Consider the following 21293-nt stretch of genomic DNA (forward strand, 5'->3'; position numbering starts at 1 on the left):
CGGACCCAACGGCCGATTTTTACGACTGTTGGGCCCGACGAAAATAAAATTCTCGTGCTACTTAGCGACTAAGTATCGAAGCGGCTTCCTGCCGGGTCGTACCCGAGGACTCAATGTTGGACAAGGCTTCAGGGATCTCGCGACCCTTCTTGCGCATTGCGCCGGCCCAGAGTCGGCCAGCGCGGTACGAAGAACGTACCAATGGGCCAGACATAACACCGGAGAAGCCGAGTTCTTCTGCTTCTTGTTGCAGTTCGAGGAATTCTTGTGGCTTCACCCAGCGGTCCACCGGCAGGTGGCGCTCGGTAGGGCGCAGGTACTGGGTAATGGTCAGTAGATCGCAACCGGCCTCGTGCAGGTCACGCATGGCCTCGGAGATTTCTTCACGAGTTTCGCCCATACCCAGAATGAGGTTTGACTTAGTAATCAAGCCACGCTTGCGGCCATGGGTGATGACATCCATGGACCGGTCGTAGCGGAAGGCCGGACGGATACGCTTAAAAATACGTGGAACGGTCTCGACGTTGTGGGCGTAAACCTCAGGTTCGGAATCGCAGATGGCATCCAAATTATCTGGTTTACCCGAGAAGTCTGGGATCAACAATTCCACACCGGTGGTGGGATTCATCTTGTGTACCTGGCGTACGGTTTCGGCGTAGAGCCAGACACCCTCATCTTCGAGATCATCGCGAGCTACGCCGGTGATCGAGGCGTAACGAAGGTCCATTTTCTTGACGCTCATGGCCACCTTGAATGGCTCTGAACGATCAAGTGCGGCGGGCTTGCCGGTGTCAATCTGGCAGAAGTCACAGCGACGGGTGCATTCTGAGCCACCGATAAGGAAGGACGCCTCGCGGTCTTCCCAGCACTCGAAAATATTTGGGCAACCGGCTTCTTCACACACCGTGTGTAGACCCTCGGACTGCACGAGGTTTTTTAGCCCAACATATTCGGGGCCAATTTTCAGTTCTGCGCGAATCCACTCTGGTTTGCGCTCTACAGGAGTCTGGGCGTTGCGTTTTTCGACGCGCAGCAGTCGACGGCCTTCAGGTTCAATGCTCATTAAAGGGTCCTTCTACGTTTGAATTCTTGTGCTTAGACGACTTGGGGAGTGAGCAAACGCTCGAGTTCCTCTTGTACCCGTTCAACGACGTCGTTGGGGGAAACCGTCTGACCTAGTTCTTGGGAAATCGTGGTGACGCCAGCATCGGTGATGCCGCAGGGGATGATCTGGTCGTATGCAGTGAGGTCATTCGAACAGTTGAGCGCAAACCCGTGCATCGTGACTCCACGGTTGATGCGGATACCGATAGCGGCGATCTTTCGGTCTTGCTCGCCGTTAACTCCCGGTACCCAAACGCCTGAGCGACCTTTGACCTGTACGGTAGGGATTCCCATTTCATCGATAACGTTAATTAACGCCTCTTCTAAGGTCTCAACGTACAGACGAATCGCGCTGATTTTCTTGAGTTTCACGATCGGATACCCGATGAGCTGGCCCGGGCCATGCCATGTTAGCTTTCCTCCACGATCAACGTCGACAACGGGGGTGCCATCAAGTGGTAAATCTTCAGGTTCGGTCCTCTTGCCGGCGGTATACACCGCCTCGTGCTCAAGAAATAGGACTCTTGGGGTCTGTTCATCGGCTGCTACAGCATCGTGCAAATCTTGCTGATAATCCCATGCTTGCTTATATGGAATTAGTTCCGTGCCGAGTCCGACTCGTTCGAATTCGATCGCCATATTGGCAACCCTACGCCTTTTAGAACATTGCCTGCTAATTGGTTGTCAATGGCTTAGCTGTGGATAACTTCAACGCCTTTTTCGATTTTGCGTTAGAACTGAATCATGAGTGATTCAAACAATTTACTGGCGTGGCCGACCTGTCCGGGGTACGTGACGGTGCGGCCACTAAATGCCAAGTCACCATGCAAAGTTTGGTTAATGCGTCGTGACTCAGATCAGAGTTACATGGTGTTGAAGATTTCTTCTGAGGCAGAACGTATTTGTTCCTTGCGACAGAAGCAGGTTGAAACAGCAAGGAAATATGTCGTCGATTTTTACGGCACCCTCACGACACAATTAGGCGACGGTATTCTCATGGAGTATTGCCCGGGCGGTAGCCTGGCTCAGCTTCTTGAACAGCGAAGCCAGTTTTCGTTAGGGGAGTGCGTCACGGCCTTGGCCCCGATTGCCCAAACCCTCTCCGCACTACATGTTAGTGGACAGGTTCATGGCGATGTTTCGGCGAGCAATGTGTTGCTCACCGCCGAGGGAATGCCTAAGCTGGGGGACTTCCAAGAGGCTCGAATTGGTAGCGACCAGAGCGTAGGTTCGGGCACACCGGGATTTATGGCACCAGAAGTAGCCTCATGCCAAATAGAATTTCGCGTAGGTGAGCAGGATGTTTACTCACTTGGAGCTTGCCTCTGGTATCTACTCGAAGGTACCGCGCCTCCAGAGCCAGGCCAACGTCCACCCATTACGGTGATCTTCCCCCAAGTACCGACACTCATACATGAATTGATGCTGGATTCTTTACATCTAGATCCTCGTCAGCGCCCCACAGCCGAACAGTTTGCGCGAACCTTGTTTGCAGCGGTACAGGCCGAACCCATTGATTGGCAACATTGCACGCCAACGGACTCGACTCATTTGATGGCAACCATTCACCCCGAAGTGACATCGAAACATGCGCGGGGCAAGGTACAAAAGACGAAAGGTCCCAAGAGATCATCCCTAGCTGCGCAGCCCCACTGGCAAGAGCACGAGCTACATCAAACCCCAGGACGCAGCAAGGTGTATTTGACTGTCGTCGGAGGAATCTCGCTTATTGCCGTCAGTATCTTCGGCGTGAATATTTTGGGGGACCAATGGAGTGGCATCAAAACAGAGAATACAGAACCGGCGGTTCCGGTTGAAGATTGCCGGATCCAAGACGCTGCGGTGGTACCGGCCTGTGCATTTTCAGCCGATGTCGTCATTGCCAACTTCCTTAAACTCTCCGGCGAGCGTGATGCAGCTTTGGAAGCGAAAAATGTGAAGGCGTTAGCAACGATCTACCTGCCTGCCTCGGAACAGCTGGAACGCGATAAGCAAATGCTCGACAGCTTGGCTGAGTTGGAGCTAGGGCTCAGTGGTTTGAATACAACACTGGAAGACATTTCGGTCATGGCTCGTGCACAGCCGGACACCGTGATACTTAGCGCAACCTCGACCCAAGAAGCCTATGACTACGTGAATACAAAGAACCAAGTGGTTCATCGTGCGGCGAGCGGAGCTCATGAGCGTATTCAGGTGGAGCTCAAACTCGTTGAAGGGCAATGGAAAATCGGTAAATTACTTGGCCGTGGGGCATGACAAAGGCGAGGCATCCGAGAAATCTCGGAATACCTCGCCTTTGACTAATACCGGGTGTGCGGTGGGACTAGACCCAGAGCACAGCGATCGCGATATTGATCAGAGCCATACCGCCTGTTGCGTGGGCAAGTCCGGTAGGAACTTCCTGACCGGCCTTGATCTTCTTGCGACCCAAGAATGCGGCAACCACGATGATGATCGCGATGACGACCTTGACGCCGATCTTGATGTGGTTCACGTCCCCACCATTAGCCTCGGCCATACCCACCAGTGCTAGACCGGTGACCAGCTGGGCGATGGCGCCGTACCACTGCCACACGTTGACGGTTGGGGTCTTGAAGTTAGCCAGCCAGCCGCCAAAGATCGCTGCTGCGCCGAGAATATGTAGGAAAACTAGAAAGAGAGTTAAGAAGGTCATAGCTCTAGCCTAATTGATTTTCGACGAATTGTAGAAACGACGATCGCCCCTCCCGAACTAACGGAAGGGGCGATCATTGAGCTAGCTATGCGAAGCCGATTTGGGGACTTTACAGACCCAAGTCGCCCTCGAATGCGCCACCCTCAAGGCGAGCCTTGAGAGTCTGCAGGAAGCGACCTGCATCGGCGCCGTCAACTAGACGGTGATCGTAGGTCAGGCACAGGTACATCATGTGACGGATGGCAATCGAATCGTTGCCGTCCGCGTCGGTGATGACCATTGGACGCTTCACGATCGCACCGGTGCCCAGGATTGCGACCTGTGGCTGGTTGATGATCGGGGTGTCGAATAGTGCGCCAACCGAACCAATGTTGGTGATCGAGAAGGTGCCACCGGAAAGCTCATCCGGACCAATCTTGTTGGTACGGGTGCGTTCTGCGACGTCGGCAATGCGTGAAGCCATGCCAGCGAGGTTCAGATCGCCTGCGTTCGAAACGACAGGAACCAGCAGGCCCTTGTCGGTGTCGACAGCAAATGCCAGGTGCTCGGCATTGTGGTAAGTGATCTGCTGAGTCTCTTCGTCGTACTCGGCATTCAGCTTCGGGTGTGCCTTCAATGCTTCGGCAACAGCCTTTGCGATGAATGGCAGGTAGGTGAGGTTGACGCCGTTGACTGCCTTGAAATTGTTCTTGGCAGAAGCACGCAGCTTGACCACGCGGGTCATATCAATCTCGTGAACCTGAGTTAGCTGAGTGGAGACCTCGAGGGACTCGCGCATACGACGGGCGATAACCTGACGGATACGTGGGGCCTTCGCGGAGGTACCGCGCAACGATGAAGCTTCGACAGCCGGTGCGGCTGCTGGCTTGGCTGCTGCTGGAGCTGACGCAGCTGGTGCTGCAGCTTCCTTGGCGGCCACGGCGTCGAGAACGTCCTGCTTACGGATGCGTCCACCCACGCCGGTGCCCTTGACCGAGGTGATGTCGATGCTGTGCTGGTTAGCCAAGCGACGTACCAACGGAGTTACATAGCCAGCGTCGGAGTTGTTCTCGGCTGCTGGTGCTGCAGGTGCTTCGGCCTTAGCGGCTGGAGCTGGTGCAGCAGGAGCGGCTGGAGCCTCTGCCTTTGCTGGTGCTTCTTCCTTGGCAGCTGGTGCTGGAGCGGCCGGAGCCTCTTCCTTAGCAGCCGGTGCTGGAGCAGCTGGTGCTTCTTCCTTCGCTGCCGGAGCAGCGCCGGCGGCACCGATGATTGCAAGGACGGCACCAATTTCGGCGGTGTCATCTTCTGCTACGCGGATTTCCAGCAAGGTGCCGGCAACTGGCGATGGAACTTCGGTGTCAACCTTGTCGGTGGAAACCTCAAGCAGTGGCTCGTCGACGGCTACTTCTTCGCCAACTTCCTTCAACCAGCGGGTCACGGTACCTTCGGTAACCGATTCGCCCAAAGCTGGGAGGGTGACTTCGGTGCCGGAACCGGAAGCTGCTGGAGCCTCTTCCTTAGCAACCGGAGCAGCCGGAGCTTCCTCTTCTTCCTTGGCAGCTGGTGCTTCTGCTTCTGCAGGAGCTTCCTCAGCAGCGGGTGCCTCTTCTGCGGCAGGAGCCGCAGGAGCTGCTTCGCCGGAGCCAGAGCCATCGCCAATACGAACTAGAGGTGCGCCAACTTCGGCTTCCTCATCTTCGGCGACAAAAATTTCTTCGATAACGCCAGCAACAGGTGATGGAACCTCGGTGTCGACCTTGTCGGTGGAAACTTCCACCAATGGCTCGTCAACCTCTACGCGGTCGCCGACCTGCTTCAGCCAGCGGGTTACCGTACCTTCGGTAACGCTTTCACCCAGTGCGGGTAGGTTTACGGTCTCAGACATCTTCCCGTATCTCCTCTTAAATAAAGCTTGAAGTGTGGTTTGGGTGAGCAACTAACTACTAGTGCACACCCATAAACCGATGAATGGAGGCGTTGCCTCCGAGCTTAGTACACCGGGTAGCGCGTGTGAACGTGCTACCCGGTGAACTATCAGCGAAATTAGCCGTGAAGTGGCTTGCCAGCCAGAGCCATTGCGGCTTCGCCTAGCGATTCGTTCTGAGTTGGGTGTGCGTGGATGAGCTGCGCAACGTCTTCTGGGTATGCTTCCCAGTTCACGATCAGCTGTGCTTCACCGATCTGCTCACCAATGCGACCGCCAATGCCGTGAACGCCCACAATTGGACCATTCTTGACGCGGACCATCTTGATCAGGCCGGAGGTGCCCAGGATCGAGGACTTACCGTTACCAGCCAAGTTGTACTCGGTGGTCTCGATCTGATCCTCGCCGAACTTCTCTTTAGCAGCAGGTTCGGAGTAACCAACGGAAGCGATCTCTGGCTCGCAGAAAGTCACCTTCGGGATGTTGATGTCTTCAACGATGGTTGGGTTCTGACCGGCGATTTCTTCGGCTACGAAGATACCGTGCTGGTAACCGCGGTGTGCCAACTGAACGCCTGGGACGATGTCGCCAACGGCGTAGATGTTGCCTACGCCGGTGTGCAGACGCTCGTTTGGAATAACAAAACCACGATCCAGGGTGATGCCCTGCTCTTCGAAGCCCATGTTCTCGGTGACCGGGCCGCGACCCACTGCAACCAGAACGATTTCTGCTTCGAGAACCTTGCCGTCAGCCAGCGAGACCTTTACACCGTTTTCATCCTGGTCGACCTTCTCGAAGAAGACGCCGGTGTTGAACTTGATGCCGCGCTTCTTGAACGAACGCTCAAGGGTCTTGATGATGGCTGGGTCTTCGTTTGGTACCAGCGAAGGCAGGCCTTCAACGATGGTGACGTCGACGCCGAAGGACTTCCAAACAGAAGCGAACTCGACACCGATGACGCCGCCACCGAGCACGATTGCGCTCTTTGGCATGTCAACCATGTTCAGCGCTTCGGTGCTGGTCAGTACGCGGCCACCGATTTCCAGACCAAAGGTCTTGGAAGTCGAGCCGGTAGCAAGAACGATGTTCTTGCCCTTGTATGCGACACCATCTACATCAATGGTGTCCTTGGAGACTAGGCGTCCGTTACCTTCGATAACGTTGACCTTCTTCATCTTCAGGAGACCCTGAAGACCCTTGTGCTTGCCGGCGACGATGCCGTCCTTGTACTTGCGTACGCCACCGAGGTCAATTGACTCAAGCGACGAGTTGATGCCGTATTTGGCACCTTCGCGAGCATTCTCGGCGAGTTCTGCTGCGTGCAGGTACGCCTTAGTCGGGATACAGCCGGTGTGCAAGCAAGTGCCACCGACCTTTTCCTTCTCAATCAATCCGACGGTGAAGCCCAACTGGATGGCGCGCAATGCGACTGAGTATCCAGCGGAACCGCCGCCGAGGATGAGGACATCAAATTCTTGCGTTGCTGCCGAATCGGCCACGTGAACGCTCCCTCGTAATAGCTAAGTGAGGTCGGCCATGGCCGACCAGGGGATCGGGTGGTGAACTTATTCACCCACGTCCGAGGGCGCGAGGAAAAATTCACCGGTGATGTTTCAAAACTTACTTTAGTACCGTCAATGCACCAGAGTCATCTTGAGTTGGCTAAAAGTCGGCCATATCTCGTATTTTGGCACACATTCCGGTGCGGGCTATGACATCGCCCGCACCGGAATGTGTTCTAAAAGGCATTTTTAGCGGGTGCCGGACATCTTCTCGGCAAATGCCACGAGAGTGCGCACCTGCGATCCGGTGCCATTTTTCGGGGTATAGCCCCATGCGGAGCCCTCGTTGAAGGCTGGACCTGCGAAGTCAATGTGCGCCCAAGGGATCTTCTGACCGTTGTTTTCGCCCACAAATTCTTCCAAGAACACCGCAGCGGTCATCATGCCGCCCATCCGCTCGCCAATATTTGCCAAGTCGGCAACCTGCGACTCGATGGTCGGACGAAGTTCTTCTGGTAGAGGCATGCCCCAAGCGAGTTCACCGACGGCGTCCGAAGCGGCTACCAAGTCGTCACGAACCTGCTCATTGCCCATGATGCCCGCGGTGCGCAAGCCTAGGGCAAGCATCTGCGCTCCGGTCAGCGTTGCAATGTCAATGAGTACGTCTGGGTTCTCGAGACTTGCTGCAGCAAGACCGTCGGCCATCACCAAACGACCTTCGGCATCCGTATTGAGTACCTCTACGGTCTTGCCACCAAACATGGTCAACACGTCACCGGGACGGGTTGACGCGCCACCTGGCATGTTTTCGGCCAAGCAAAGCCACGCGGTAACCTTCAGGTCTAAGCCGAGTTCTGCCACAGCCGCGATGGTGTTGTATACGGCGGCGGCACCGGACATATCGGACTTCATTGCGTGCATTCCGGCGGCTGGTTTGATCGAGATACCACCGGTATCAAAGGTGATGCCCTTACCAATCAGAGCTAAATGCTTGGCGGCCTTGGAAGGCGAGTACTCAACCTTGACCATGCGAGGCTGACGGACCGAACCGCCACCGACGCCCATCAGACCGCCGAAGCCTTCCTTGGTCAATCGCTTCTCATCAAAGATCGTGACCTTCAATGGCAAAGACTTGGAATGATCCTTCACCGCGCTGGCGAATGACTCTGGGTACAGGATGTTTGCGGGTGCGTTGATCAGGTCTCGGGTCCCACGCACGGCGCGGCCGATGATCGCAGCACGCTTGAGCAAGCTCGGCAGGTCCTTGGAGGTAGCCACCGCGGTAGCGATGAATGCCTCGGTGAGCACTGGCTTGTCGTTCTTCTTCGAACGGAAATTCTCGTAACGGTACGAGCCCAAGGCCACGCCCTCGGCCACGGCGGCGACCTGTTCAGTGCTGTCGGCTGGCAAAGCAAAGATTGCGGTCTTGGCGTTCGAGAGCTGTCGCGCTGCCGAACCGGCTGCGCGACGTAGCTTCTCATCGGTCAGTTCGCTCAGTTCCTTCACGCCCAGTCCGATGAACAAGATGGTCTTGACCTTGGTACCTTCAACGGCTGGAAGCAGAGTCACCTCGTCGGCTGAGCCTGCCACGTTGAGTGTGAGTAGCGACTGTTCCAAAGCTGCGGTGGTCTCGGCAGCAAGTGGCGAAGCGGCAATGGATACCTTGTCGTCCTTTTTTAGGACGCCCAAGATGAGCGTGTCGGCGTTTTTCCGTTTGATGTCTGCACCAATGGCGGTCAACGTGAGATCACTGGAGTTGATCACAAAATCATTCCTTCTATGCCTTTGTAGGGTCTAAGGATGGTTCAGCCTGTGAGGATAACCGGTAGGTGGAGCCGGTGAGCTGAGTATTTCCTACACACGATGTTAGCCGAAGGTTGCACCTCGGCGTGCCTCACTTCACAGCGAGCGAAAGGGCAAACAGTTAGGATAGTTCCTTGGGCTACATGATTTTGTGGCCGTAGAGGCAGTAACCGGAAACAAATGAGGTGTGAATGTCCAAGGAACCGTTGATGACTCTGGTCAGCACCAACCTGGACGATCCCAGCTTGCAGGGCCTGGGCATGTATGTTTCCTTGCGGGGTGCCTCCGATGCTGGGCACGCCCATGATTTGGTCTGCAACGAGCTTTTTGCGCACCTCAAATCCGAGCTTTATGCGCGCTTCGACGCTGATGAGCTGGTGGTTTACAGTACTCAACGTCCACGCGTGACGTTTGTTGGTGACCACTTCGCTGGCTACCAAGAGCCGCGTTTGGAAATTTATCTGATGACCGATGAACTGGACCGTAAGTTCTGGTTTTTTGCCGGCGTTGAACCGGATCTGCGCTGGGAGCGAACCATCGCAGAACTACTGAACTTTATTCAAGCGTTCAACGTGAATCTAGTGATTGGTACCGCTTCCTTACCGATGCCTGTGCCACATACCCGTCCTGTCGGGGTGACCGCCCACGGCAATCGCAAAGATCTCATCGAAAATATTTCTACCTGGAGTCCGACGGCTGAAACTCCCTCCGGTCTGACCTCACTATTGGAAATTCGACTCAATGATGCTGGCCGTGACGTAGTTGGCTATTCGCTCCACACTCCGCATTATCTGGCCGAAGCCGAGTATCCTGCCGCGGCAGTAGCGGCCTTAGAGCACGTCGGGGCGGCACTGAAATTGGCGCTACCGACCGAAAAACTACGTGAAGCTGGCCGACTGATCGAGTCTCAACTGGCGGAACAACTCGAAGGCAGCAACGACGTTAAGCAAATGGTTCTTGGTTTCGAGAAGCGATTTGACGCGCACGCTGAAGAGCACGACCGGCGTTCGCTGTTGTTGGACGAAGACGAAAGAATCCCAGACGCCGATGAGCTTGGTGCAAGTGTTGAAAATTTCCTTGCCACCATCGAAGACAACGCACAATGGCTAGATGCCAACCGAGGCACCGGGGATAACGACTCCACATCGGGTGACCCTGACCAGTGATTCAGTCGCATCTAAATTCGACTCGCTCATGGATAGTTTTCTGTGCCGGAATTTTTGCCTATATGGCAGCGGTTTCTCAGCGCACAAGCTTCGGTGTGGCTGGTTTGCAGGCTACCGAACGATTTGATGCAACCGCACAGATTTTGGCTTCGTTTTCGGTAGTCCAACTTGTCGTTTATGCCGGCGCTCAGGTGCCCATCGGGCTACTGCTGGACAAGGTGGGCCCTCGAATCTTGATCATCAGCGGGTCGGTGTTGATGGCGCTGGGGCAGGCGTTCCTAGCTATTTCTACCAACGTACCGATGGGACTCGTTGGGAGAATTCTTGTTGGCTCGGGCGACGCGATGGTGTTTGTCTCCGTACTGAAGCTGCTACCCCTATGGTTTTCAGGCTCTAGAATTCCGGTACTGACCCAGCTTGTTGGAACCTTTGGCCAAATGGGCCAGCTTGTCAGTCTTTTTCCGTTTCACTTGCTTCTTGTCCAGTTCGGATGGACACCTGCTTTTTCGGTGATGTCAGGCTTAGCCCTAGCAAGCTTGCTCATTGCCGTGTCGTTGATAAGCAACGGTCCTGGATGGGCACACCTGAGCACCAGCGCGCCGATGCGTACTCGGGATCGGCTGAGCGCTGCTTGGAAACAACCCGGCACACGCTTGGGTTTTTGGACTCACTTCACCACCTCATTCATGCTCAACGTCTTTCTTCTTTCCTGGGGATACCCGTTCCTTGTCCAGGGCCAAGGGCTCGATGGTGACTTCGCCTCGGCTCTGATGTCGATTTTTGTAGTTGTCGCCATTTTGTATGGGCCATTTCTTGGCGCGCTGACCGCTAGATACCCGGACAAGCGTTCCAACTTCGCTCTGGGTGTGATTGCAGCGATGATCTTCATGTGGGCCGTCGTTCTGTTCTGGCCCGGTGCCGCACCGTTATGGGTGCTAATTGTATTACTTGTTGCTGTCGCAGCAGGCGGACCGTCCTCAGTCATCGCTTTCGACTTCGCCCGAACCTTTAACCCGCCTCATCTCATGGGTACGGCCGTGGGATTAGTAAACACCGGCGGTTTCTTTGGCGGCTTCGTCACGATCTACTTGGTCGGTGCGATCATGGACTGGCAGTATGTCGCGAGCGGATCAAACGGTGAATTGTATAATTTGCCAGCATTCCGTATCGCCCTCTCGGTGCAGTTTGTCATGGCATTTATTGGCATCACCTTCATGCTGATTGAACGCGGCAAAGCACGCCGCCAAAGCGCAAGAATCCCCGAGTAAAGAGTTCTCCACAGCGCGTAGCGAACTCATGATGCGCCGGCGCCTCTAGGCGCATCGTGGGGATATGACTACAACACCAGAACGCCAGCCCCTCTCGCTCTCTGATTGCGATGACGTGTTGGCTTACATACCCCACGCACTTGGATTTCATCCACAAAAATCATTAGTGCTCCTGCTCATTGTTGGGCAACGACTGGAAGCGACGCTTCGTGTCGATTTGCCGGGCGAAATCCATCACGACGATCGTGAGGCGTGGCTGGGACAAGTGCTCAATTTGCTACATCGTTTGCCGCAAGTGCGCAGCCTTGTGGCCGTTGTGTATGCGCCGGAAGGTTCCCGTAATCCACGTAATGTTCCATACCGCCAAGTCATCGGCGAACTTGATGAAGCCCTCGAATTCACCGACATTGATCTGCGTCAGGCATGGTGCCTGTCTGGCGACCAGGTCTGGGACTACGCCGATGACGACGTAAAAATAACCTTTCCTCGTCCAAATGTTTCCTTAGGAAACACGAACCTTTCGCTGGTGCTTGCAGGATCGGCACCATTAGAGCGTCCGTGGGACGGAACCGGGATCGAAGAATGGGACAACGCCGAAGAGGTTCGACTACTCGCGAGGACTCTCGCTTTAGACGTACTGGAAAGCCTGGAGCAGTGGGCTGATGTCTTAGATATGGATGAAATGCGAGCAAAAGCATTTCTGCATTCATCGAAGTCGGGAGCAGCCAGAATGCTTGCAGGCCTCCAAAAAAGAATCGTTCGCGACGTTCTGCCCTATCTTGCTGGCATCGGTGCCCAACAAACCATCATCATGGCAGAGGAACTATGCCTCAATTCTGGAAAAGACCAAGCTAAACCATTGGCAGATTTTCTTTTGGGACGAGGATGGCAGGGACCGGACTGGCGACGCATAGAAAGGCTCTGGTCTATTTCTCGAGATTTATTGGGAGTCGCCCGTGCTGAAGAACGTTACGCCTTGTTATGTATCTTGGCGTGGATCGAATGGGCGCGTGGACGTGGCTCGATGGCCATCACGTTATTAGACAGAGTTCTTGATGAGCAAGGAGACTATCGACTGGCTCAGCTGCTTCGTGAATTGATGAATAGGGGAGCCATGCCCGAATGGGCAACGGATGAGCTTCGTGCCTGGAGAGCCAAAATGGGGTAGCAGACGCGCGGGAAACTTGCCCAAGTGGTGTCTGTGGGCGAATTAGTGGATAATGAAAAAACAGACCCGGTTAGGTTCGAGATGTCTAAGTTCGGAAAACATAGTTTTGGGAACATTAGACGTGGTTGGTGCGTTGATAACAATGTACCCACCGTCGCGTTGAGTCACTGATTTCAACGCATTCGGACTTGACAGGGTCATAGTGGTGTTACCGGCAGGTGCATCCGGAACGCATCGTTAGAAAGGTTATTCGTGTCATCTTCTGAGACGAACGCTAATCGTATGGCAACTGAGGCAGAGACCGAGGAATCGGCAACGACCCCTGTCGCGAAAAAGCGCGCTACCCGTGCGAAGGCTACGCCTCGCACCAAGAAGACTGCAGCTACCGAAGAACCGGTAGAGAATGAGCAGGGTTCTGAAGAGTCCGAAGACGATTCTGAGTCGGGTGCTTCTGACGCAGCTGGTGCCAAGGAAGGCTCGGCAAAGGAAGAAGAATCCAAGGGATTCACTTTGTCTTCAGCCGATGACGATGCTCCTCAGCAGCAGGTCATGGTGGCCGGCGCAACCGCCGACCCGGTCAAGGACTACCTCAAGCAGATCGGTAAAGTTGCTCTGCTAAACGCCGAGCAGGAAGTTGATTTGGCTCTGCGTATTGAAGCGGGCCTTTTTGCTACCGACAAGATCAAAACGGATGATGGTTCGATGGATCAGCGCTTGCGCTGGGACTACGAGCAGATCATCCACGACGGCAAGATTGCCAAGAACCACCTTCTAGAAGCTAACCTTCGACTGGTAGTTTCGCTTGCGAAGCGTTACACCGGCCGTGGCATGCTTTTCTTGGACTTGATCCAGGAAGGTAACTTGGGTCTGATCCGTGCGGTGGAGAAGTTCGACTACACCAAGGGCTTTAAGTTCTCGACTTACGCCACCTGGTGGATCCGTCAGGCGATCACCCGCGCCATGGCCGACCAAGCACGTACGATTCGTATCCCTGTGCACATGGTTGAAGTCATCAACAAGCTGGCTCGCGTCCAGCGTCAAATGCTTCAGGATCTCGGTCGCGAACCGACTCCAGAAGAATTGGCTAAGGAACTGGACATGACTCCTGAAAAGGTTGTCGAAGTTCAGAAGTATGGTCGTGAACCAATTTCCTTGCACACCCCACTGGGTGAAGATGGAGACTCCGAGTTCGGCGACTTGATCGAAGACTCTGAAGCGGTCGTCCCAGCTGACGCGGTGTCCTTCACGTTGCTGCAGGAACAGTTGCATTCAGTGTTGGATACGCTGTCCGAACGTGAAGCCGGCGTTGTCGCCATGCGTTTCGGACTGACCGATGGCCAGCCGAAGACCTTAGACGAGATTGGCAAGGTTTACGGTGTGACCCGTGAGCGTATTCGTCAGATCGAATCGAAGACCATGTCGAAGTTGCGTCACCCATCGCGTTCACAGGTTCTGCGCGATTACCTAGACTAAACATCTTGAAGTAAAGCGGTCTCCCAGCCTTTCTAAGGTTGGGAGACCGCTTTATTTTTAACTAGTCGAGCTAAACAGTGAATCATTAAAACAATAAAGGGTGACCCAGCTCGTAGCTGGATCACCCTTCTGCTCATCGGATGAGTACCCGATCAGTTAGTCGTTTATGTCGACCTTTGGCTTTTCATACAGTCGTGAGGACTCGTCCTGCCAGACCGAAGTGATTGGGCGTAGCTTGGATTCCACGGAGCGTGCATGGTGAGCACAGAAGAGTAGTTCCCCGCTGGTTGAAGCCAGCACTGCCCGGACGTAGGCCTGTGCGCCGCATCGGTCGCACCGGTCCAGGGCGTTTAGTTCACGACTAGTGGTAGTAGTAGTCATTGCCAGCCTCCTTAAATCGATGTTCACTCTATACAACCAGCTATGAGCCTGACTTTATGCCCAAAACGGCTTGCTTTCGCTCACCGCGTAGCAAGTGTGGATAAGTTTGGTTGAATTTTTGGCGAATTACCGGCGAGTCCTAGTAGCACCAAGTTCGAACACATAAACGAGTAGAATGGAACAAGTTCATTATTTTCCCGCGTCAGTAGGAGATTGCAGCCCCGTGGCCTCAACCGATAATTACAATGCCCGTCATCTCTCCGTTCTTGAGGGTCTCGAAGCGGTACGCAAGCGACCCGGCATGTATATCGGTTCTACCGATTCCCGCGGTCTTATGCACTGTCTTTGGGAGATTATTGATAACTCGGTTGACGAAGCTCTCGGTGGTTTCGGCCAGGCCATAAACGTCATCCTGCACTCAGATGGATCCGTCGAAGTGCATGACGATGGTCGAGGTATTCCCGTGGACGTGGAACCGAAGACAGGCTTAAGCGGCTTGGAAGTTGTATTCACTAAGTTGCACGCAGGTGGCAAATTTGGTGGCGGTTCTTACAGCGCATCTGGTGGTCTGCACGGTGTAGGAGCCTCCGTGGTGAATGCTCTATCAGCGCGTTTGGACGTCGAAGTTGATCGTGGCGGAAAAACGTATTCTTTGCAGTTCCGCCGTGGTGAGCCAGGAAAATTTAGCGACCGTGGCAAGCCAAAGGCGGACGCGCCATTTACGGCCCACGAAAAAGCTACCACTCCGGAAGTCATTGGTAAGGCAAAGCGGGGGGTTACCGGTACTCGGATTCGCTATTGGGCCGATGACCACATCTTCACCCCTGACGCGAAGTTTTCCTACGAGGAACTTCAAAATCGTGCGCGTCAAACCTCATTCCTGGTTCCGGGCCTACGTATTACGCTGCGTGATGATCGTGGCCTGCCCGGAACAGAAGGCGCCGAAGGCTCCTACGAGGAGGTATTTCAGCATGACGGCGGAATCAGCGAGTTCGTTGAATACCTCAGCAGTGATTCTTCGGTCACCGATGTCTGGCGGGTGCACGGGAGCGGTTCCTTCCATGAGAAGGTTCCAGTAATCGATGAAAATGGCCGCAGCCATATGCAGGACGTCCAGCGAGTGTGCGAAGTCGACGTAGCGTTGCGGTGGGGGATCGGCTACGACACCACGATGCGTAGCTTTGTAAACATCATCGCCACTCCCAAGGGGGGAACGCACATTGCAGGGTTGGAACAGGCATTACTGAAATCTTTCCGTAAGAACATCGAATCCAATGCTCGCAAGCTTAAGTTCGGCCAAAAAGACAAAATCGAAAAAGACGACATCATGGCCGGCCTGACCGCGGTATTAACCGTGCGCCTTGCCGAACCACAATTTGAGGGACAGACCAAGGAAATCCTTGGAACGTCGCAAGTACGCCAGATCGTGACAAAGGTTGTCGAGAAGGCGCTCAACGAACGTCTTTCATCGACTAAACGCGGTGAAAAGGCCGAGGCAGCCACGTTGCTTGAGAAGGTTGTCAACGAGATGAAGTCTCGTATTTCAGCCCGTATGCATAAGGAAACGCAGCGTCGTAAAACTGCGCTTGAATCCTCCTCGCTTCCTACTAAGCTACTTGATTGTCGTAGCAAGGAAGTTGGACGCTCGGAATTATTTATCGTTGAGGGCGATAGCGCGTTGGGTACCGCACGTGTAGCGCGTTCAAGTGAATTCCAAGCCCTACTTCCTATCCGAGGCAAGATCCTCAACGTGCAGAAGGCGTCCATCTCGGACATGCTCTCCAACGTTGAGTGCGCGGCGATGATTCAGGTCATCGGCGCCGGATCAGGTCGTAGCTTCGATATTGAACAGGCGCGATACGGCAAGATCATCCTGATGACAGATGCTGACGTGGACGGCGCGCATATTCGAACGTTGCTCCTGACACTGTTCTATCGATACATGCGTCCCATGATTGAGCATGGACGGGTATACGCTGCTGTGCCTCCACTTCACCGGATTGAAGTGATCAACGCCGGCTCTAAGGCCAACGAGGTCATTTACACCTACTCTGAGGCCGAGATGACTCGTCTGCTGGCGAAGCTGGAAACCGAAGGCAAGAAATATAAAGAGCCAATTCAGCGGTACAAGGGATTGGGCGAGATGGACGCAGATCAGTTGGCAGAGACCACAATGGATCCACGTCATCGTATGCTTCGCCGTGTAGGGATCGAGCATGCCCAGGCAGCAGAGGAAGTCTTCGACCTGCTCATGGGATCAGACGTCGCGCCACGAAAGAACTTCATTATCGCTGGCGCCGAGAATCTTGAAAGAGACCGTATCGACGTCTAACCAGACCTTGTGCTGAGAACTATAGCCCTGTCATTGATCGCCTTAAACGATCAACGACAGGGCTATACATTTTAATGATGTTTAGCTTGTCGGCCGGAGCGTCAGGTGGATTACCAGGACAGTAGGCGCGGGGCGATAAGAAGAATTGTCGGGCACACAAGTAACAGAACCGTACAGGAGAGAACCACAAAGTTTTGGAACCCACTCAGCGGTGCCACAGGCGACAGGAGACGCTGCAATCGGCGGGAGGAGACTTCTCCACCGGGCATGCCTACAATTTCTCCTGCTAATCCCATAGCGCTGTCCTGGCTGGTCTTCGCCGGTGCAATAGAGGAGGCCACCCCGACGATAGCTCTAAGAAGTACCGGGCGGGTAACGACCTCTAGTGCCTTGTCATCAGCGAGCATTTCGATTAATTGACGAACTGCTTCCAAGGACAAGCGAGAAGTAGGCAACCACGGTAATGCCTCATGCCACGCCGTGAACGCCAAGATAAGAAAATCATGACGTTGATCTAGATGTGAGCTTTCGTGGGCAATGACGCCGCGCTGCTCATCGGCAGAAAGCTGGGTTAGCAGTCCACGTGATAGCACCGTAACGGATCCATTAAACCCAGGTACACAATAAGCCACGGGCAAATCATGGTCGAGGACCAATGTGTTAGGTCGTGTCTGAGAGGGGTTGCTCAATAGCCGTAACAGATGGCGGTGTTTAGCGCGTTGTCTCGTGGTGCGCCATGAAGCCCGCACTAGGGTCAACACTAGGTGCATAGCAAATAAGAAGGCAGTGCTCAGCGCAAAGAGGTGGATCACCCCGGGGAAGTTTACGCTAGGATCCCCGGTGGCTAAGAGCCAGCCGGCGTGGAGAGCGGAAATGAGGTCATTGCCTAGGGGTGTTAGCCCCCAAACCAGCATTGACCCGATCATGGATAAGCCACCGCCCAAGGCGATAGCTTGCCACAGTAGGACGGCAGCGACGGGAGCGCGTGCGGTCCATTTTGCTTTCGACAAAGCCAACGGCGTCGGCCACGCCAAGACGATAGCCAACGCCGCTAGGAAATATGAGGTGAGAAGCACCCAGTCCCCGAAATTCGTGTTACTTAGACAGTCTTTACAGAATCCAAGATAGCACGTAGGGACACGGCTTCATCAGCCGAGATTCCTCCGATGAATCGGGCAAGGACGGCTTCACGATCTTGGGCGGTGCCCAAAGCATCATTTAGCAGTCCAACAGTATGGTCCTCACGGGAAGAGGACGCGGTGTAACGATGTGGACGAGTAGAGCGTTCCCGCGCTACGAGTCCCTTCTTTTCCAGTCGCGCCAACACGGTTAGTACCGTGGTTACTGCGAGTTCCTTCGCATCAGTACCGCGTGCAGCTAGGGCATCACGAAGATCATTAGCGGTAAGCGGTTCTGCGGAATCCCACAGTAGGTCCATGACGGAGCGTTCCAGATCGCCAAGGCTGGCCACCAGGTCTTACCTCACTTGCTTTAGTGCTGATGCAGTGTTGTCGCACTTCATAAGGAGTGAAAACATTCTGCTTGGAGATTCCATTGTATAGGCGTTCGTCCGATATTTCTACATGACGTAAAAGTATTGGGTGATTTGCGGGTTTGTCGGTAACTGGATTTAGTCACTCAGAAGTTGGGGTTGCGTTGTGCTGACTTGGGTTTTTTTGTTTCAGAAACTCTAGCCTGTGTCAATGCTGGGAATTTTGATTGTTTGAGCGTGGCGCTCGATGGTGAATAGCTCGATTTGAGCCGATTTCTACAAGCTGTCGAAATTGGTCTATTGTGGCCGTAAGAGCTTTTCTACGCAACGTAGAAGTAGATGTGCTGCGGACTCGTGACAAATGAGGAATCCATGGATGTATTAGAGATTGCTCGGTGGCAATTTGGGATCACCACCGTGTATCACTTCTTGATGGTGCCACTAACCATTGGGCTAGGACTGACCGTAGCGGTGATGCAAACCGTTTGGCACCGCACGGGCAACGAGCAGTGGTTAAGAATGACCAAGTTCTGGGGGAAGCTGTTCCTCATCAACTTCATTATGGGAGTGGCCACCGGCATTGTCCAAGAGTTCCAATTTGGCATGGCGTGGAGTGAATATAGTCGATACGTAGGCGATGTCTTCGGAGCGCCCTTAGCCATGGAGGCACTCCTAGCGTTCTTCGTAGAATCCACTTTCCTTGGCTTATGGATCTTCGGGTGGAAAAAGCTGCCTCGACGTATTCACTTGGCTACCATCTGGTGCGCATCGCTGGCAGCTATCCTCTCGGCCTACTTCATCTTGGTTGCCAACTCGTGGATGCAGCACCCGGTAGGTACCGAACTGATTAATGGTCGTGCGGTGATGACGGACGCCTGGGCCGTATTTACGAACAACACCGCCCTAGTCACCTTCCCGCATACAATCTTCGGTGCCTTCGCCGTGGCCGGAGGGTTTCTCCTCGGGATTTCCTGGTTCCACTTATATCGACGCCGTAAAGAAGGCATCGACACGGTCGATGCGAATGGGCGTGTGGTGGTCGGCGAAGACTTATCCAAGGGCCGCGTCCGTGACCGCACCGACCACAAGGTCTGGCTTACCTCATTGCGTATAGGTGCGCTCATCGCCACAATCTCTTTCTTCGGCGTCGCCTTGTCGGGTCATGAGCAGGCCAAGCTGATGTTTGAACAGCAACCGATGAAAATGGCTGCCGCCGAAGCAGCCTGTCACGACGGCACCGGCTTCTCGGTCCTAACCTTAGGAAATGTGGGTACTCAAGGAGCCACCACCTGCGACGACGTCGTGGCAGTATTTGAATTACCGGGTCTGCTTTCCTTCTTAGCCAATGGCGACTTTGAGACGCCGGTCAAAGGCGTAAACACGCTCATCCCTGAGTATCAGGAAAAATACGGAAGTCATTATCCAGACGACCCAGCATTCGGGCAATACGCGGGAGAAGAAATCAGCTACCTGCCGGTGATGGAGGTGACCTACTGGGGATTCCGTCTGATGATTACCCTCGGTGGGTTGTCCGCAGTGGCTGCTGCACTGGCCTTGTGGGTCACCCGAAAGGGTACCGTTCCGCAAAGTAAGTGGCTATCGCGTCTGGTACTTCTTGGCATTGCCGCACCATTTGGAGCGAACTCCGCGGGCTGGATCTTCACCGAAATGGGACGGCAGCCATTTACCGTGGCCCCAAACCCACAAATGGGTGGGGTGGACCAAGTGTTCATGTATACCGCGGCGTCGGTGTCACCAACGGTGAGTGCCGGGGAGATGCTCTTCTCCCTAATTACCTTGACCTTGGTATACGGGGTACTGCTCGTAGTTGAACTGGTACTACTTACCCGGTATATCCGCGGTGGAACCGGATCAGCCATGCCCGAACTCCTAGAACCCGAGCAAACCTCTGGCAAGGACCCCAGCGACGACGACGGCGACGTACTCGCCTTCGCATATTAGACAGGCGGAAAGTAATGGAATGGCTTCCAACTCTCTGGTTTATTCTCATCGCAGTACTGTGGACCGGTTATCTCTTCCTTGAAGGCTTTGACCTGGGCATCGGCATGCAAATCGGGCTGGGGCGGGCAGGAGAGAAACGCAAACGCGTACTGCTCAACACGATCGGTCCAGTCTGGGACGGAAATGAAGTCTGGTTGCTGACCGCAGGCGGGGCCACCTTCGCAGCCTTCCCCTACTGGTACGCCTCGCTGTTCTCCGCACTCTACATCCCACTGACCTTGGTGTTGGTGGCGCTAATCTTCCGTGCGGTAGCCATCGAATACCGTGGCAAGGCACAAAATGCTACGACACGTGGTCTTTGGGATTTGGCCTTGGGCTGGGGATCGTTGATCGCTGCGTTCGGGGTAGGCACGATGCTGGCCTTGACCACCTTAGGGCTGCCCCTAAACGAAAACGGTGACCGGGTAGGTGGCCCGTTCGCATGGTTCACTTGGCATGCCGTACTCGGTGGTGTCGCGGTCGTGGCATTTAGCTGGATACACTCCGTGGCTTTCCTACGATTGAAAACCGAAGGCCCGATTCGCGAACGCGCCGGGCAGCAGTTTGTTCGATGGATGCCATGGTGCGTTCTGCCATTGATGCTGTGGTCCGCAGTCGTGGTGCTAGCAGATACATCGCTAGCCGCCTGGACGCTGCTCGCACTGGCATTGGTTGCCGCGTTCTTCGCATGGTTTAGCGCCCGTGCAGGCCACGAGGGTCGCTCGTTTATTGCTTTGGGTATCATGCTCGTCGGAGCTGTCGCAGCGATTTTCGTCGCGGCCTTCCCGGTAGTAATTCCTTCAACCATCAACTCAGCATTTGATCTGACCGTATATAACGCGTCGAGTTCCCCGTACACGCTGAAACTGATGAGCATCGTCGCTGCATTCGGCGTTCCACTGGTCCTGGCCTACCAGTCATGGAGCTACTGGGTCTTTCGTAAACGCATCAGCGAGAAACATATCCCCGAAGACCATCTCGTGACCTCAGTCGTGAAGTAGTTCTAGTCAGTCCGAAAGGTACAAC

General features: G+C 54.5%; 17 protein-coding genes. 8 read left to right on the forward strand and 9 right to left on the reverse strand.

Annotated features, from left to right (window positions below; translation table 11 throughout):
- Nucleotides 1-61 precede the first annotated feature (61 nt).
- Complete coding sequence (gene lipA / locus CQ011_RS00170) at nt 62-1063, reverse strand: lipoyl synthase (protein WP_105673540.1); 1002 nt, start codon at nt 1061-1063, stop codon at nt 62-64.
- Between the two features lie 32 nt (nt 1064-1095).
- On the reverse strand, nt 1096-1782 hold the full coding sequence (lipB, locus tag CQ011_RS00175; RefSeq protein ID WP_286161085.1) for a lipoyl(octanoyl) transferase LipB: 687 nt from the start codon (nt 1780-1782) through the stop codon (nt 1096-1098).
- A 162-nt stretch (nt 1783-1944) separates the two neighbouring features.
- Here lipB and CQ011_RS00180 point away from each other — a divergent pair, with 162 nt between their 5' ends.
- Nucleotides 1945-3360, forward strand: a complete 1416-nt coding sequence (locus CQ011_RS00180; RefSeq protein ID WP_181147941.1) for a serine/threonine protein kinase — start codon at nt 1945-1947, stop codon at nt 3358-3360.
- 67 nt (nt 3361-3427) lie between these two features.
- Here the strand turns inward: CQ011_RS00180 and CQ011_RS00185 are convergent, their stop codons facing one another.
- The 4 genes from CQ011_RS00185 to CQ011_RS00200 all read right to left on the reverse strand — a co-directional run bounded on the left by CQ011_RS00185 (nt 3428) and on the right by CQ011_RS00200 (nt 8947).
- A complete protein-coding gene (locus CQ011_RS00185) occupies nt 3428-3778 on the reverse strand; it encodes a hypothetical protein (RefSeq protein WP_105673546.1) in 351 nt (116 codons plus the stop codon).
- A gap of 109 nt (nt 3779-3887) precedes the next feature.
- Nucleotides 3888-5642: a 2-oxoglutarate dehydrogenase, E2 component, dihydrolipoamide succinyltransferase gene (gene sucB, locus CQ011_RS00190; RefSeq protein WP_105673548.1), complete on the reverse strand. Its 1755-nt coding sequence runs from the start codon at nt 5640-5642 to the stop codon at nt 3888-3890.
- A gap of 158 nt (nt 5643-5800) precedes the next feature.
- The gene (gene lpdA, locus CQ011_RS00195; protein ID WP_105673550.1) at nt 5801-7180 is read right to left on the reverse strand and encodes a dihydrolipoyl dehydrogenase; all 1380 of its coding nucleotides are present in this window, start codon (nt 7178-7180) and stop codon (nt 5801-5803) included.
- A gap of 252 nt (nt 7181-7432) precedes the next feature.
- On the reverse strand, nt 7433-8947 hold the full coding sequence (locus CQ011_RS00200) for a leucyl aminopeptidase (protein ID WP_105673553.1): 1515 nt from the start codon (nt 8945-8947) through the stop codon (nt 7433-7435).
- Nucleotides 8948-9177: 230 nt separating this feature from the next.
- Here CQ011_RS00200 and CQ011_RS00205 point away from each other — a divergent pair, with 230 nt between their 5' ends.
- From CQ011_RS00205 to CQ011_RS00220, 4 genes are all read left to right on the forward strand, one after another.
- Nucleotides 9178-10152: a proteasome assembly chaperone family protein gene (locus CQ011_RS00205; protein WP_105673555.1), complete on the forward strand. Its 975-nt coding sequence runs from the start codon at nt 9178-9180 to the stop codon at nt 10150-10152.
- Between the two features lie 62 nt (nt 10153-10214).
- On the forward strand, nt 10215-11420 hold the full coding sequence (locus tag CQ011_RS00210; protein ID WP_286161030.1) for an MFS transporter: 1206 nt from the start codon (nt 10215-10217) through the stop codon (nt 11418-11420).
- A gap of 64 nt (nt 11421-11484) precedes the next feature.
- Nucleotides 11485-12588: a DUF4192 domain-containing protein gene (locus CQ011_RS00215; RefSeq protein WP_105673559.1), complete on the forward strand. Its 1104-nt coding sequence runs from the start codon at nt 11485-11487 to the stop codon at nt 12586-12588.
- Between the two features lie 282 nt (nt 12589-12870).
- Complete coding sequence (locus tag CQ011_RS00220) at nt 12871-14061, forward strand: RNA polymerase sigma factor (protein WP_105673561.1); 1191 nt, start codon at nt 12871-12873, stop codon at nt 14059-14061.
- Between the two features lie 156 nt (nt 14062-14217).
- Here the strand turns inward: CQ011_RS00220 and CQ011_RS00225 are convergent, their stop codons facing one another.
- On the reverse strand, nt 14218-14442 hold the full coding sequence (locus CQ011_RS00225; RefSeq protein ID WP_105673563.1) for a DUF7455 domain-containing protein: 225 nt from the start codon (nt 14440-14442) through the stop codon (nt 14218-14220).
- Nucleotides 14443-14617: 175 nt separating this feature from the next.
- On the opposite strand from CQ011_RS00225, the gene CQ011_RS00230 reads away from it, so the two are divergent.
- A complete protein-coding gene (locus CQ011_RS00230; protein WP_502692866.1) occupies nt 14618-16774 on the forward strand; it encodes a DNA gyrase/topoisomerase IV subunit B in 2157 nt (718 codons plus the stop codon).
- 110 nt (nt 16775-16884) lie between these two features.
- Here the strand turns inward: CQ011_RS00230 and CQ011_RS00235 are convergent, their stop codons facing one another.
- Both CQ011_RS00235 and CQ011_RS00240 read right to left on the reverse strand, forming a co-directional pair.
- Nucleotides 16885-17850 carry a M56 family metallopeptidase gene (locus CQ011_RS00235; protein ID WP_105673568.1) on the reverse strand — a complete coding sequence of 322 codons (966 nt, stop codon included), beginning with the start codon at nt 17848-17850 and terminating at the stop codon, nt 16885-16887.
- A 23-nt stretch (nt 17851-17873) separates the two neighbouring features.
- Complete coding sequence (locus CQ011_RS00240; RefSeq protein WP_105673571.1) at nt 17874-18245, reverse strand: BlaI/MecI/CopY family transcriptional regulator; 372 nt, start codon at nt 18243-18245, stop codon at nt 17874-17876.
- A gap of 393 nt (nt 18246-18638) precedes the next feature.
- Here CQ011_RS00240 and CQ011_RS00245 point away from each other — a divergent pair, with 393 nt between their 5' ends.
- Both CQ011_RS00245 and cydB read left to right on the forward strand, forming a co-directional pair.
- The gene (locus tag CQ011_RS00245; RefSeq protein ID WP_105673573.1) at nt 18639-20228 is read left to right on the forward strand and encodes a cytochrome ubiquinol oxidase subunit I; all 1590 of its coding nucleotides are present in this window, start codon (nt 18639-18641) and stop codon (nt 20226-20228) included.
- A 14-nt stretch (nt 20229-20242) separates the two neighbouring features.
- Complete coding sequence (gene cydB, locus CQ011_RS00250) at nt 20243-21268, forward strand: cytochrome d ubiquinol oxidase subunit II (RefSeq protein WP_105673575.1); 1026 nt, start codon at nt 20243-20245, stop codon at nt 21266-21268.
- The last annotated feature ends 25 nt before the right edge of the window (nt 21269-21293 follow it).

The organism is Arthrobacter sp. MYb213 (assembly GCF_002979915.1).
In the GTDB taxonomy this organism is placed as follows: domain Bacteria; phylum Actinomycetota; class Actinomycetes; order Actinomycetales; family Micrococcaceae; genus Glutamicibacter.